Genomic DNA, 13117 nt, shown 5'->3' on the forward strand with positions numbered 1-13117 from the left:
CCCGTCGGCAAACTCCAGCTCAGCCAGTGGACAGATTCGCTGAATCATCCGATGAGTGAGCCGGTTTCGCGGCACCATGGATTCGCGGCGCGGTGGCGCTGTGGATCTGGCCGTGCGATCGGGAGACGTCGTGACAGCGGAGTTATCGGATTGGGATCGGGCACTGGTCACCGAGTTGCTCGGGCGAGAGGCGCTGCCTGGACCGGTCCGCGATGCGCGGGAGATGGGATTCGGGCTCGGCGCGGTCGGTCTCGCGTATCCACTGATCATGTGGCTGACGATCGGTGATGCCGCCGGCCTCACCGCGGCGACGCAGTACTTGTTCGGAGTCCCACTCGCCCTCATTGCGCTGCGGTTCACCCGCCACAGCAGCCGGGTACGCGCCGCGGCACTGGCCGCGGCACTCGCGCAGGGCGCGATGGGCGTGCTCAGTGGCGCGGGTCCGGTTCCGTTCCCGCTCTGGCTTGTCGCCTCGCTCTATTCGCTGGTCACCTCCTGCGCCATCCTGTACCAGCTGAACCGGTCCGAAGCCATGGCGTGGTTCGACCAGCCACGTCTCGCGCACTGAGCAGGCGCGCGGCGATCTTCCTGCGGTGCAGCGTGTTTCGCCCTATCGGTGTCGGCCGGGCGCGCTGACGGCGCGCCGACCCGGCCAAATCCGACAAGCCCCCAACACCTCGGCGGACCTGTCGGACCTGCTCGATAGGCTGGATGGGTGGCAGATCCAGCGACGTACCGGCCGAAGCCGGGCACGATTCCCGTAGAACCAGGGGTGTACAAGTTCCGGGACGCGCATCGGCAGGTCATCTATGTCGGGAAGGCGAAGAGCCTGCGCAGCAGGCTGAACTCGTACTTCGCCGACGTCGCTTCGCTGCATCCGCGGACGAGGCAGATGGTCACCACGGCCGCGAGCGTCGAGTGGACGGTGGTGTCCACCGAGGTCGAGGCGCTGCAGCTGGAATACAACTGGATCAAGGAATTCGATCCGCGGTTCAATGTCCGCTACCGCGACGACAAGTCGTACCCGGTGCTCGCGGTGACGTTGAACGAGGAGTTCCCCCGCCTGTTCGTCTACCGCGGCGCCCGCAAGAAGGGCGTGCGGTACTTCGGCCCCTACGCGCACGCCTGGGCGATCCGGGAAACCCTCGACCTGCTGCTGCGCGTGTTCCCCGCCCGCACCTGCTCGAACGGAGTGTTCAAGCGGCACAACCAGATCGGGCGCCCCTGCCTGCTCGGCTACATCGACAAGTGTTCGGCGCCGTGCATCGGCAGGGTCAGCGCCGAGGAGCACCGCAGGATCGTCGAGGATTTCTGCGACTTCCTGGCCGGCCGCACCGACCGCATGGTGCGGCAGCTGGAACGCAGGATGCAGGACGCCGCCGAGGACCTGGACTTCGAGAACGCCGCCCGGCTGCGCGACGACGTGCAGGCGTTGCGCCGCGCGCTGGAGAAGCAGGCGGTGGTGCTCGGTACCGGCACCGACGCCGACGTGATCGCCTTCGCCACCGACGAGCTGGAAGCCGCGGTGCAGATCTTCCACGTGCGCGACGGCCGGGTCCGTGGCCAGCGCGGCTGGGTGGTCGACAAGTCCGGTGACGCCCTCGACCTGGTTCGGTCGAGCAGGGAAGAGGCAGCAGGCGTCACTTCGGCGGGCTCCGAGCCAGATCGCGACACGCCCGAGGCAGGCAGTGAACTCGCCGTGCTCGTCGAGCAGTTCCTCACCCAGTTCTACGGCGAGCAGGTGGCCGCCGCCGAGCTGGGCGAGGGCGAACAACCCGCCACCGTGGTGCCGAGGGAAGTGCTCGTTCCCGCGCTGCCCGCCAACGTCGAGCAGATCCAGGAGTGGCTGTCGAACCTGCGCGGTTCGACGGTGCACCTGCGGGTGCCGCAGCGCGGCGACAAGAAGGCGCTGGCCGAAACCGTGCAGCGCAACGCGATGGAGGCACTGCAGCAGCACAAGCTCAAGCGCGCGGGCGACCTCACCTCCAGATCGGCTGCGCTGCAAGCCATTCAGGACGCTCTCGACCTCGACTCGGCCCCGCTGCGGATCGAATGCGTCGACATCAGCCACGTGCAGGGCACCGACGTGGTCGCCTCGCTGGTGGTCTTCGAGGACGGTCTGCCGCGCAAATCCGAGTACCGCCACTACGCGATCAAGGAGGCCGCGGGCGACGGCCGCTCCGACGACGTCGGCAGCATCCGCGAGGTCACTCGGCGGCGGTTCTACAAGCTGCAAAAAGAACGCGACCTGATGGCGACCGCGGATCAAGCCGACAACGACGCCGCCGATGTTGTCGAAATCGGCGATACTGCAATGGAACTCAACACCCGCCCCGGCATCGACCCGCAGACCGGTCGTCCGCGCAAGTTCTCCTACCCGCCGAACCTGTACGTCGTCGACGGCGGCGCACCCCAGGTCGCGGCCGCCGCCGAGGTGCTCGACGAGCTCGGCATCACCGATGTCGCGGTGATCGGCCTCGCCAAACGACTCGAAGAGGTGTGGGTGCCGGGGGAGAGCGACCCGGTGATCATGCCCCGCAACAGCGAGGCACTGTTCCTGCTGCAACGGGTGCGGGACGAGGCACACCGATTCGCGATCACCTTCCATCGCAGCAAACGGTCGCGCAGGATGACCGCGTCCGCGCTGGACTCGGTGCCCGGCCTCGGTGCGGCGCGCCGGACCGCGTTGGTGACTCATTTCGGTTCGGTGGCCAAACTCAAGCAGGCAACGGTGGAGGAAATCACCGAGGTCCCCGGCATCGGACTGGCGACCGCCAAGGCGGTGCTCGCCGCACTGCAATCGGAATAGTCGCTCGACTACCACACCGGAAGTTTCGGTTTCGCGTACGTTGTGTGTCTGCGCCCGATACCGGAACCGGTGCGGGATGATTCGAGAGGTACCCAAGAGACGGATCCGGTAGGACATGACACGCGTCGAATCGAACAACACTGCGGGCACACCGCGACAGACCGCGGAGCAGGCCAGCCCCGCGAGCGCTGTCCCAGCGGTGAACCCGCAGGTAGAAGTCGTGATCGTGACCGGACTATCCGGCGCGGGCCGCGGCACCGCCGCCCGCGTACTCGAAGATCTCGGGTGGTATGTCACCGACAACCTGCCGCCGGAGCTGATCGGCAGGATGGTCGAACTCGGCGCCTCTGCCGAACCGCCGATCCGCAGCCTCGCGCTGGTGATGGACGTGCGCAGCCGGTTCTTCACCGGTGATCTGTCGGTGGTCACCGAACAGTTGCGGAAACTCGGCATTCAGACCAGGGTGCTGTTTCTCGAAGCATCCGACGAGGTATTGATCCGTCGGTTCGGCTTCGCCAGACGCCGTCATCCGCTGCAGAGCGAGAGCAGGGACGGCACGCTCTCGGCGGGCATCGCCGCCGAACGAATTCGGCTCTCGGCTGTGAAGAGCGCCGCCGACCTGGTCATCGACACCACCGAACTGTCCATTCACCAGCTGCACCGCAAGCTGGAGGAGGCGTATGGTGGCGGCGCGCCGAGCGCGCTGCAGCTGACCGTGCAGTCTTTCGGCTTCAAGCACGGGGTTCCACTGGACGCCGACATGGTGTTGGATGTGCGTTTTCTACCTAATCCACATTGGATTCCAGAATTGCGGGACCACACTGGTCAGGAACCAGTGGTGAGCGAGTACGTGCTGTCGCGCCCCGGCGCAGGCGATTACCTACGTACCTGCCATCACCTGGTCGATCTGACGATGAACGGTTACCGCCAAGAGGGGAAGCGATACATGACGGTCGCAGTGGGCTGCACCGGAGGCAGGCACCGCAGCGTGGCGATAGCCGAGGCTCTTGGCGAGCTGATGAGCGAGATCACCGGCGGCGCCGAAGGATCCGCCGACGTGGTGCGGGTCGTCCATCGGGATCTGGGGCGCGAATGACGGGTTGGGAAACCGATCCCAGCATTGTCGCGCTGGGTGGCGGGCATGGTCTCTACGCGACGTTGACCGCGATCCGGCGACTGACCAGAAAGATCAGTGCGGTCGTCACCGTCGCCGACGACGGCGGATCGTCCGGTCGGCTACGCGCCGAACTCGGCGTGCTACCCCCCGGCGATCTACGCATGGCGCTGGCCGCACTCGCCGCCGATGCCGACGGCGTCTGGACGAAGACCGTGCAGCACCGCTTCGGCGGCACCGGCGCGCTCGCCGGTCATTCGGTCGGCAACCTCATCCTGGCCGGGCTCACCGAGGTCCTCGGCGATCCGGTGGCCGCGCTGGACGAGGTCGCGAAGATGTTGAACATCACCGGCCGGGTACTCCCGATGTCGCCCATCGCGCTCGATATCGAAGCGGATGTGGCTGGGCTGGAAGCAGATCCGCGAGTGAGCCGGTGCATTCGTGGTCAGGTCGCCATCGCGACAACACCCGGCAAGGTGCGGCGCGTGCGGTTGATTCCGTCCGATCCGCCCGCGGGCCAGGAGGCCACCTCGGCCATCGAACACGCCGACGTCGTCGTGCTCGGTCCTGGTTCTTGGTTCACCAGCGTCATCCCCCATGTGCTCGTCCCCGAACTCCGAGAGGCGCTCGTGTACACCCGAGCCAGAAAAGTCCTGGTGCTGAACCTCGCCGCCGAACCTGGCGAAACGGCAGGTTTCTCCGCCGAACGGCACCTGCATGTATTGTCCCAGCACGCACCGGAATTCGTGGTCGACGAAGTACTGGTCGATTCCGGGTCGGTGCCCGAAGGTCGCGAACGAGAACATGTGGCCAGAGCTGCGGAACAGTTGCGGGCGCGAGTAACCTTCTCCGATGTCGCCGAAGCGGGAACGGACCGGCATCACCCCGGAAAGCTTGCCGCCGCACTGGATCAATTGATCCGGCAACCTCGGTCGCAAATGGCAGGGCTTCGAGTCGAGGGACGGCACATGGGTCAGGATGTGCGTTCCGGGTTGGGTGGAAAGGAGCGCGTCTCGTGGCGATGACAGCCGATGTGAAGGACGAGCTGAGCAGGCTCACCGTGTCGCAAGTCAGTTCCCGCAAGGCGGAACTGTCGGCGTTGCTGCGGTTCGCCGGTGGCCTGCACATCGTCGGCGGGCGGGTGATCGTCGAGGCCGAGGTGGACATGGGTTCCATCGCGCGCAGGCTGCGCAGGGAGATCTTCGAGCTATACGGCTACGGCTCCGATGTGCACGTGCTCGGTGCCGGCGGTCTGCGCAAGACCTCCCGGTACGTGGTGCGCGTGTCCAAGGAGGGCGAGGCGCTGGCCCGGCAGACCGGGCTGCTCGATGTGCGTGGTCGTCCGGTGCGCGGGCTGCCTGCACAGGTGGTCGGCGGCAGCATCGCGGACGCCGAAGCCGCTTGGCGCGGAGCATTTCTCGCGCACGGGTCGCTCACCGAGCCGGGTCGTTCCTCCGCGCTCGAGGTGAGCTGCCCCGGTCCGGAGGCGGCGCTCGCGCTGGTCGGCGCGGCCCGCAGGCTCGGCATCACGGCGAAGGCACGTGAGGTGCGCGGCACCGACCGTGTCGTCGTCCGCGACGGCGAGGCGATCGGCGCACTGCTCACCAGGATGGGCGCGCACGGCACTCGCATCGTCTGGGAGGAGCGCAGGCTGCGCCGCGAGGTGCGGGCCACCGCGAACCGGCTCGCCAACTTCGACGACGCCAACCTGCGCCGTTCGGCCAGGGCCGCGGTCGCCGCGGCCGCCAGGGTGGAGCGTGCGCTGGAGATCCTCAGCGACGATGTGCCCGACCATTTGGCCGCGGCAGGCAAGCTGCGCGTGCAGCATCGCCAGGCCTCGCTGGAGGAACTCGGCCAGCTCGCCGATCCGCCGATGACGAAAGACGCTGTGGCGGGACGGATTCGACGGCTGCTCTCGATGGCGGACCGGCGCGCCAAGGAACTCGGCGTCCCCGACACCGAATCCGCGGTCACCGCCGAACTCCTCGACGAGGCGTAGCGCTGCCCCCTTCCGGTCCGCCGGAAGGGGTCAACCCAACAGCGGTGCGTCGGCTCGAATCCGCACCCCTTCCGCGGATCCGCACTGGTTCTGGCGATCCGCACTGGTTCTGGAGGCCCAGAACGGGTGCGGATTCCCAGAACTGGTGCGAACTCTGCCGACCGATGTGCGGGCGTGGACGTACTGTCGGCGGTGCCCTGCCTGAGGTCGGTCGGACCCGCACTCGTTCTGTGGGTCCGCACTGGTTCCGGCGATCCGCACTGGTTCCGGGTGCCCGCAAGGGGTGCGAATCCACGGAATGGGTGCGGATCGTGCTCGGTGGGTGGCCGGTTCGGGACAAATCGGATTGCCAGTAGGGTTGACGCCGGTTCGGCGCTGGTCGGCAGGCCGGGCTGTGAGGAAAGAGACCGGTCGGTGATCAACTTCCCTGGTTACGGTGGTGGAGTGTCACTCGGACGGTTCACCCCTGGGAACCGGATAACCGCAGCGAGAGCATCAGTTCACAACGGACAGGTGCATGTCGGTGCGGTTACGGTCGGGCACTACTGTTACAAGACATCGGAATGATCCGCTTGAAAGCTGAGGAGCGATAACGTGACTGTCCGGGTTGGTATCAACGGCTTCGGTCGTATCGGACGTAACTTCTTCCGGGCGGTGGAGGCGCTGAAGGCGCAGGGCACCACCGACATCGAGATCGTCGCGGTCAACGACCTCACCGACAACGCGACTCTCGCGACCCTGCTGAAGTACGACTCGATCCTGGGCCGCCTGCCGCAGGATGTCTCGCTGGACGGCGACGACACCATCGTGGTCGGCGACCAGCGCATCAAGGCACTGGCCATCAAGGAGGGCCCGGCGGCCCTGCCGTGGGGTGACCTCGGTGTCGACGTGGTCGTCGAGTCCACCGGCATCTTCACCGACGCGACCAAGGCGAAGGGCCACCTCGCGGCCGGCGCCAAGAAGGTCATCATCTCCGCGCCCGCCAAGGGCGAGGACCTGACCGTCGTCATGGGCGTCAACGACGACAAGTACGACGGCAGCCAGAACATCATCTCCAACGCCTCGTGCACCACCAACTGCCTCGGCCCGCTGGCGAAGGTGCTGAACGACAGCTTCGGCATCGAGCGTGGTCTGATGACCACCATTCACGCCTACACGCAGGACCAGAACCTGCAGGACGCGCCGCACCCCGACCTGCGTCGCGCCCGCGCCGCCGCGCTGAACATCGTGCCGACCGGCACCGGCGCCGCGAAGGCGATCGGCCTCGTGCTCCCCGAACTGCAGGGCAAGCTGGACGGCTACGCGCTGCGTGTTCCGGTCCCGACGGGCTCGGTCACCGACCTCACCGCGACCCTGCGCACCTCGGCCTCGATCGATGAGATCAACGCCGCGTACAAGGCTGCCGCCGAGGGCCCGCTGAAGGGCATCCTCAAGTACAACGTCGACCCGATCGTGTCGAGCGACATCGTCACCGACCCGCACTCGTCGATCTACGACGCGCCGCTGACCAAGGTCATCGACAACCAGGTGAAGGTCGTGTCCTGGTACGACAACGAGTGGGGCTACTCGAACCGTCTCGCCGACCTCATCGGCCTCGTCGGCAAGTCGCTCTGAGGCCATGGCAGTCAAGACACTCCAAGATCTGCTGACCGAGGGTGTCGAAGGTCGGGGCGTGCTCGTGCGCTCCGACCTGAACGTCCCCCTCGACGACAGCGGCCAGATCACCGATCCGGGTCGGATCATCGCGTCGGTGCCCACCATCAAAGCGCTGGTCGAGGCCGGCGCGAAGGTGGTCGTCACGGCACACCTCGGTCGCCCGAAAGGCGAACCGGACCCCAAGCTTTCGCTGGCGCCGGTCGCCGCGAAGCTGGCCGAGGAACTCGGCCGCAACGTGCAGCTCGCCGGTGATGTGGTCGGCCAGGACGCGCTCGCGCGCTCCGAGGGGCTGACCGACGGCGATGTGCTCCTGTTGGAGAACATCCGCTTCGACGCGCGCGAGACCAGCAAGGACGACGCGGACCGAGCCAAGCTCGCGGCCGCGCTGGTCGAGCTGGTCGGCGACGACGGCGCGTTCGTCTCCGACGGTTTCGGTGTGGTGCACCGCAAGCAGGCGTCGGTGTACGACGTGGCGAAGTTGTTGCCGCACTACGCGGGCACGCTGGTCGCCGCCGAGGTCGAGGTGCTCGCGACGTTGACGCAGGATCCCGAGCGGCCGTACGCGGTCGTGCTCGGCGGCTCCAAGGTCTCCGACAAGCTCGCGGTCATCGAGGCGCTCGCGCCGAAGGTCGACACGCTGGTCATCGGTGGCGGCATGTGCTTCACCTTCCTTGCCGCACAGGGCCTTTCGGTGGGCACCTCGCTGCTGCAGGAAGAGATGATCGACACCTGCAAGGACCTGCTCGACCGGTTCGCCGACGTCATCCACCTGCCGCGCGACATCGTGGTGGCCAGCGCCTTCGCCGCCGACGCGGACTCGAAGGTGGTGCCCGCGCACGAGATCCCGGACAGCTGGATGGGTCTTGACATCGGCCCCGAGTCGGCCGCCCGCTTCGCGGCGCTGCTCACCGAGGCGAAGACCGTGTTCTGGAACGGCCCGATGGGCGTGTTCGAGTTCGAGAACTTCGCCGCAGGCACGCGTGCGGTGGCCGAGGCCATCGGCACCGCGACCGGTAAGGGCGCGTTCACCGTCGTCGGCGGCGGCGACTCGGCCGCGGCCGTGCGTGCGCTCGGGTTGCCCGAGGACGGTTTCTCGCATATCTCCACCGGCGGCGGCGCGTCGCTGGAATACCTGGAGGGCAAGGAACTTCCGGGCATCGCAGTGCTGGAAGATTGAGGAGTGCTACGGCTGTGACTAGGAAGCCGCTCATCGCGGGCAACTGGAAGATGAACCTCAACCATCTCGAGGCCATCGCCCTGGTGCAGAAGATCGCGTTCGCGTTGCCGGAGAAGTACTTCGCCAGGGTCGACGTGTCGGTGCTGCCGCCGTTCACCGATCTGCGCAGTGTGCAGACGCTGGTGGAAGGCGACAAGCTGCTCCTCACCTATGGGGCGCAGGATGTTTCGATGTACGACTCGGGTGCCTACACGGGCGAGATCAGCGGCGCCATGCTGGCCAAGCTCGGCGTCAGCTTCGTGACGGTCGGGCATTCGGAGCGGCGCCAGTACCACCACGAGGACGACGCCACCGTGCTCGGCAAGGCCAAGCAGGCGCTCAAGCACGGGATCACGCCGATCGTGTGCATCGGCGAAGGTCTCAACGTCCGCGAGGCGAAGACTCACGTCGAGTACAACGTCGAGCAGTTGCGCGGATCGCTGAAAGGCCTGACGGCGGAGGAGATCTCGAAGGTCGTCATCGCCTACGAGCCGGTCTGGGCGATCGGCACCGGCAAGGTCGCCACGCCCGCGGACGCGCAGGAAGTTTGCGGCGCCATCCGCAAAGAGCTGGCCGAGCTGGCCTCGGCGGAGGTCGCCGCGGGTGTCCGCGTGCTCTACGGCGGTTCGGTCAACGCCAAGAACGTCGGTGAGCTCGTCGCACAGCCGGACATCGACGGTGCGCTGGTCGGCGGCGCCTCGCTGAAGGGTGACGAGTTCGCCACCCTGTCCGCGATCGCCGCGGGCGGCCCACTGCCGTAACAGTTTTCACTGAAGGAGCCGGGCATCGCACTAGTGGTGTCCGGCTCTTTTCGTCGTGTGCCTGAATCGGTCTCCGCCCACTCGGCGCCGGGTGCGCCGAGAGTTCGGCGAATGTCGTTGGTAGGCATCGTGTTCGAGTCGGACTCAGTGCGGCGCCTTTGCTCGTCTTCGGCCTCAGTGCCTGCGCCGGAGTCGAGCCATGCGGCCCGGTCGGCGTTCCGGCTCGGGACAGGATGTGCGCTCGCCTCAGAGTCCGCGCCAGCTGGCGGTGCGGAAGCACTCTGCCAGACAGGCGATCTCACCGTGCAGGAAGGTGACTATCTGGGGCATCGATGCTCCGGAGGTGGAGTACTGCCAGGCGTTGGTCATCGCGAAGGCTCCGCCGGTGCGCTGGTCCTGGTGGCCGGTCCATGACCGCAAGACCTCGTCGATATGGGTGACCACCGACCGGTAATGGTCGAGTGAATCGGTCGTCCCGATCGATTGCAGGAGACCGACCAGCGCGGTCAAGTAACCGCGGTAGAACTCCGCCGGGCAGGTCGGGTCGTAGCGGTCCCGCATCAGGGTTCCGTCGAAGCGGGCGTAATTCTGCATCGCGGCGATCTCGGCGTCGGTACACCAGTGATCGACCGTCAGCCCGAAAACGGGGTCGGTGGCCGGCGCGGCGGGGATCGTTGCGCCGCCGTGGCCGGGATGCGCCGGTTCCGGGACATCCTGCGACCTCGTCTGCGAACTCCGGTGGTCCTCGACGGTCCAGCCGGTGTCTGACTGACGGCGGACCTCATGCTGGATCGCGATATCGATGCCGGGAGCGCTCGCCTGCTCGGCACCGAGATATGCGGACGCGGCGTTGTATATGTCCTGCTCGGACATATAGGAGCCGAATGCCGAATCACGCGCTCGCTGCACGGCTTCCTGAATATCTTCCTGCACGCGAGGATCGTGCGGGTCGGGATAGGTTGACATGCCCAACCCTCCTTGCCTGGATGGGGCTGTCGATTTCGTGTTCTCAGCGTATCGCCGGAACGTCGCCGCCACCGCGCGTCGCGGTGTCTACTACCAAGTCCGCGTGTTCAGTAGGTAAGGCCAGGCCGCCCGCGGTGTCGTCGGCAGTCACGATCAGGTGCAGGTAGTCGGGCGTGGCAGGTGCGCGATTATTCCTGTCGGCGAGCGGCCCACCGTCGTAGGGGCTTCCCGTAAGGAGTCGCTCTTGTCGTCGAAAGACTCATCGCGCCAAGGGTTTTACTCCGCGCGCAGAGTGAGGCCGCTTCCGTTGGCGTTGCGCAGGGTGAGGACGTTGGCGTCGACGGTGGCGGTTGCCTTGCCGTCCAAGGCTTTCAGGACCGCCTGCTCGACTTCCATCACCTCGGGGGCGCAGAGCATCTTGGTGGTGCCGATCTGGAAGGTGAGGTCGGCGCCCGCGCCGGTGGCGGTGCCGATCATCCGGTTGCAGCCTGCACTGCCGGAGACCGCGCCGTCCTCGGCGATGGTGAGGGTGGGTTTCGCGTCATCGATGGCCTGCGAACGGATTTGGGCGTCCGGGGTGATGAGGCCGGTGACGATCCAGGTGGTGCCTTTGATCGGCTTGTCGGGTTGGGCGACCTTCTTGTCCTGCAGTGTCACCGTCACGTTGTTGCCCTGCAGGGTCAGCATGTCGCCGTCGACCTGCCAGGTCGGCTTGGCATCCAGCAGGCCGCTGAGCCACCCGTCGGCGCCCTGCCGGTCGTCGCCGCAGGCCATGAGGGTGCTCGACAAGCCGGACACGGTGAGCTTGTTGTTGTCGAAAGTGACTGCGCCGCCGTGGGAATTGCAGCCGGCGTCCGCGCCGATGCGGCCGTCCTTGAAGGTGATCGTCAGCGGACCGCCGCCGGGGATCGGCGTGCCGTCGACCTTGGTCGAAATGAAGGTGCGGCCCATCGGGACCGGTCCACCACCGGGTATCGGCATGCCGGAGACGGTAGTCGAGGTGGTGGTCGATTTCGAGCCCGAGTCCCCGTCCGAGCAGGCGGCGACGCCGAGAAGTGCGAGGAGAACGACCGGACCGAACCACACCAGTTTGACCGACATGGGGCCGATGCTACCGACGCTGAGCGATCCGGTCCGGTCTCCGGCAGGTCAGACCGGCATGCCGAGCAGCGAGGCCAGCGTCTGCCCGACCGCGTTGGCGAACGCGGCGGCCGCACCGGGATCGAGGATCTGCAACGGCACATCCCGGTTGGTGCAACCTGGCTTGGCAGGCACGCCGTTGAGCCGGTCGTTGAGCCAGAGCGCGGCCGAGCCCGCGCCCGAGACGGCGGCGATGCCGTGCTCGCTGATCAGCTCGCGGGTGTAGTAGACGCTGGCGTTCGGGTCCTTGCAGTAGGCGTCGTACAGGTTGTTGACCGCGTTGATCGGCATCGCCTCGTCCAGCGGCGCCTCGTAGATGTACACCGGGAACTTCGGCGTGCCGCGCCGACCAAGGGTCATATCGTCCAGTAGCGGTTGCAATTCGGGCGCGGTCATCGGGTCGCCGCCGGGGTAGTTGAACAGTCCCTTGATGTTCACGAACGGGAATCCGGCGAATTGCAGTGCGACGCACTGACCTTCGTGAACCACCCGGACCGCCTTGCCGAGCGGGTTCATGTACTGGTCGATGAAGGTGTTGAGTATCGGGTATTCCCTTGCGACACCGAACAATCCGCCGAGCACCGCGCCGCCGAAGGTCGACGTGCCGTTGTTGTATTCGAGCGACATGCGCAAGTCGGCCAGCAGGCCGCCGACCGCGGAGCCGACGATGTTCAGTTCCGGCGCGTAGGTGTGCTGCAGTTCGGCGGCGTGCGCGGTCGGAATGGCGCCGCCGGAGTAGCCCCACAGCGCGGTCCGGGTGGCGGAGCCGTTGAGGCCGGCCTGCTCGAAGTTCTCGGCGGCCCGGATGGCGTCCAAGGTGATCCTGGCGCCGAGCGGTCCGGCCGCGTACGCCGCGTTCGGGCCCTGATGGTCGGGCACGACCACCGCGTGGCCGAGCTGCAGCATGGCCTGGACCTCGATGAACTCGGCCGAGATCACCGGGTTGGTCGGGTTGGGCAGCGAACCCATCTGCAGCACATAGGACGGCGCGCAGTTCACCGACAGCGAGTCCTCGGCGAATTGGAAGGCGACCAGATTCCGCTCGGGGGTCGGCGACGGCCGATGCGGGACGATCACGGTGGCGATCGCGGGGATGGCCTCGCCGCGAGTGTTGGTGCTGCGGAAGGACACTTGCCATGCCCGCACATTCAGCGGGATCACGAAGAAGTTGGCGAGGTTGACCTGGCGGGCCGCCAGGATCTCGCCCGGCTGGGCCGCGGCGACTCGGGCCGGGTCGGGGTTGTAGAACCCGGGATCGAGATAGGGCGGGGCAGGCGGCAGCGGGAAGGGGAGGGGCGGCGCGACCGGCACCGGATCCGCATGTGCCGCGGCGACCAGCGCCGGGCACAGTGCCACGGTCAATCCCGCGGTCAGGGCAAGGCATGCTTGCGCGACCAGTTTTCTGGTGCTCCCGGTGGTGCCCATCGTCATGTGGAACTCCTCGACATCTCCGCAG

11 protein-coding genes are annotated in these 13117 nt (G+C 66.9%); 8 read left to right on the top strand and 3 right to left on the bottom strand.

Annotation, left to right across the window (positions count from 1 at the left end; translation table 11 throughout):
• Positions 1-130: 130 nt before the first annotated feature.
• The 8 genes from ACGFNJ_RS26340 (at position 131) to tpiA (ending at position 9555) form a co-directional block, all read left to right on the top strand.
• Positions 131-568, top strand: a complete 438-nt coding sequence (locus ACGFNJ_RS26340; RefSeq protein WP_393453394.1) for a hypothetical protein — start codon at positions 131-133, stop codon at positions 566-568.
• 147 nt (positions 569-715) lie between these two features.
• Positions 716-2809 carry an excinuclease ABC subunit UvrC gene (gene uvrC, locus ACGFNJ_RS26345; protein ID WP_393453397.1) on the top strand — a complete coding sequence of 698 codons (2094 nt, stop codon included), beginning with the start codon at positions 716-718 and terminating at the stop codon, positions 2807-2809.
• Positions 2810-2924: 115 nt separating this feature from the next.
• Positions 2925-3905: an RNase adapter RapZ gene (gene rapZ / locus ACGFNJ_RS26350; RefSeq protein WP_084655150.1), complete on the top strand. Its 981-nt coding sequence runs from the start codon at positions 2925-2927 to the stop codon at positions 3903-3905.
• Complete coding sequence (gene yvcK, locus ACGFNJ_RS26355) at positions 3902-4948, top strand: uridine diphosphate-N-acetylglucosamine-binding protein YvcK (protein ID WP_069165143.1); 1047 nt, start codon at positions 3902-3904, stop codon at positions 4946-4948. Before rapZ ends, yvcK begins: the two co-directional genes overlap by 4 nt.
• Positions 4939-5922, top strand: a complete 984-nt coding sequence (whiA, locus tag ACGFNJ_RS26360; RefSeq protein WP_069165144.1) for a DNA-binding protein WhiA — start codon at positions 4939-4941, stop codon at positions 5920-5922. The genes yvcK and whiA overlap by 10 nt, the downstream gene beginning before the upstream one ends.
• 594 nt (positions 5923-6516) lie before the next feature.
• Positions 6517-7536 (top strand): type I glyceraldehyde-3-phosphate dehydrogenase, encoded by a 1020-nt coding sequence (gap, locus tag ACGFNJ_RS26365; RefSeq protein WP_069165145.1) that lies wholly within the window; start codon positions 6517-6519, stop codon positions 7534-7536.
• A gap of 4 nt (positions 7537-7540) precedes the next feature.
• A complete protein-coding gene (locus ACGFNJ_RS26370; RefSeq protein ID WP_393453403.1) occupies positions 7541-8755 on the top strand; it encodes a phosphoglycerate kinase in 1215 nt (404 codons plus the stop codon).
• A gap of 14 nt (positions 8756-8769) precedes the next feature.
• Complete coding sequence (tpiA, locus tag ACGFNJ_RS26375; protein ID WP_393453406.1) at positions 8770-9555, top strand: triose-phosphate isomerase; 786 nt, start codon at positions 8770-8772, stop codon at positions 9553-9555.
• A gap of 246 nt (positions 9556-9801) precedes the next feature.
• Here tpiA and ACGFNJ_RS26380 read toward each other — a convergent pair whose 3' ends face one another.
• The 3 genes from ACGFNJ_RS26380 to ACGFNJ_RS26390 all read right to left on the bottom strand — a co-directional run bounded on the left by ACGFNJ_RS26380 (position 9802) and on the right by ACGFNJ_RS26390 (position 13092).
• Complete coding sequence (locus ACGFNJ_RS26380) at positions 9802-10521, bottom strand: hypothetical protein (protein ID WP_393453409.1); 720 nt, start codon at positions 10519-10521, stop codon at positions 9802-9804.
• 276 nt (positions 10522-10797) lie between these two features.
• On the bottom strand, positions 10798-11622 hold the full coding sequence (locus ACGFNJ_RS26385; RefSeq protein WP_393453412.1) for an META domain-containing protein: 825 nt from the start codon (positions 11620-11622) through the stop codon (positions 10798-10800).
• A 48-nt stretch (positions 11623-11670) separates the two neighbouring features.
• On the bottom strand, positions 11671-13092 hold the full coding sequence (locus ACGFNJ_RS26390) for a lipase family protein (protein ID WP_393453415.1): 1422 nt from the start codon (positions 13090-13092) through the stop codon (positions 11671-11673).
• Positions 13093-13117 lie beyond the last annotated feature (25 nt).

Source organism: Nocardia sp. NPDC049149 (assembly GCF_043197455.1).
GTDB lineage: Bacteria > Actinomycetota > Actinomycetes > Mycobacteriales > Mycobacteriaceae > Nocardia.

Bases quoted from the DNA above. Each gene is read 5' to 3' on its own strand.
- rapZ (WP_084655150.1), top strand. From the start codon at position 2,925: ATGACACGCGTCGAATCGAACAACACTGCGGGCACACCGCGACAGACC.
- yvcK (WP_069165143.1), top strand. From the start codon at position 3,902: ATGACGGGTTGGGAAACCGATCCCAGCATTGTCGCGCTGGGTGGCGGG.
- ACGFNJ_RS26370 (WP_393453403.1), top strand. From the start codon at position 7,541: ATGGCAGTCAAGACACTCCAAGATCTGCTGACCGAGGGTGTCGAAGGT.
- ACGFNJ_RS26380 (WP_393453409.1), bottom strand. From the start codon at position 10,521: ATGTCAACCTATCCCGACCCGCACGATCCTCGCGTGCAGGAAGATATT.
- ACGFNJ_RS26385 (WP_393453412.1), bottom strand. From the start codon at position 11,622: ATGTCGGTCAAACTGGTGTGGTTCGGTCCGGTCGTTCTCCTCGCACTT.
- ACGFNJ_RS26390 (WP_393453415.1), bottom strand. From the start codon at position 13,092: ATGACGATGGGCACCACCGGGAGCACCAGAAAACTGGTCGCGCAAGCA.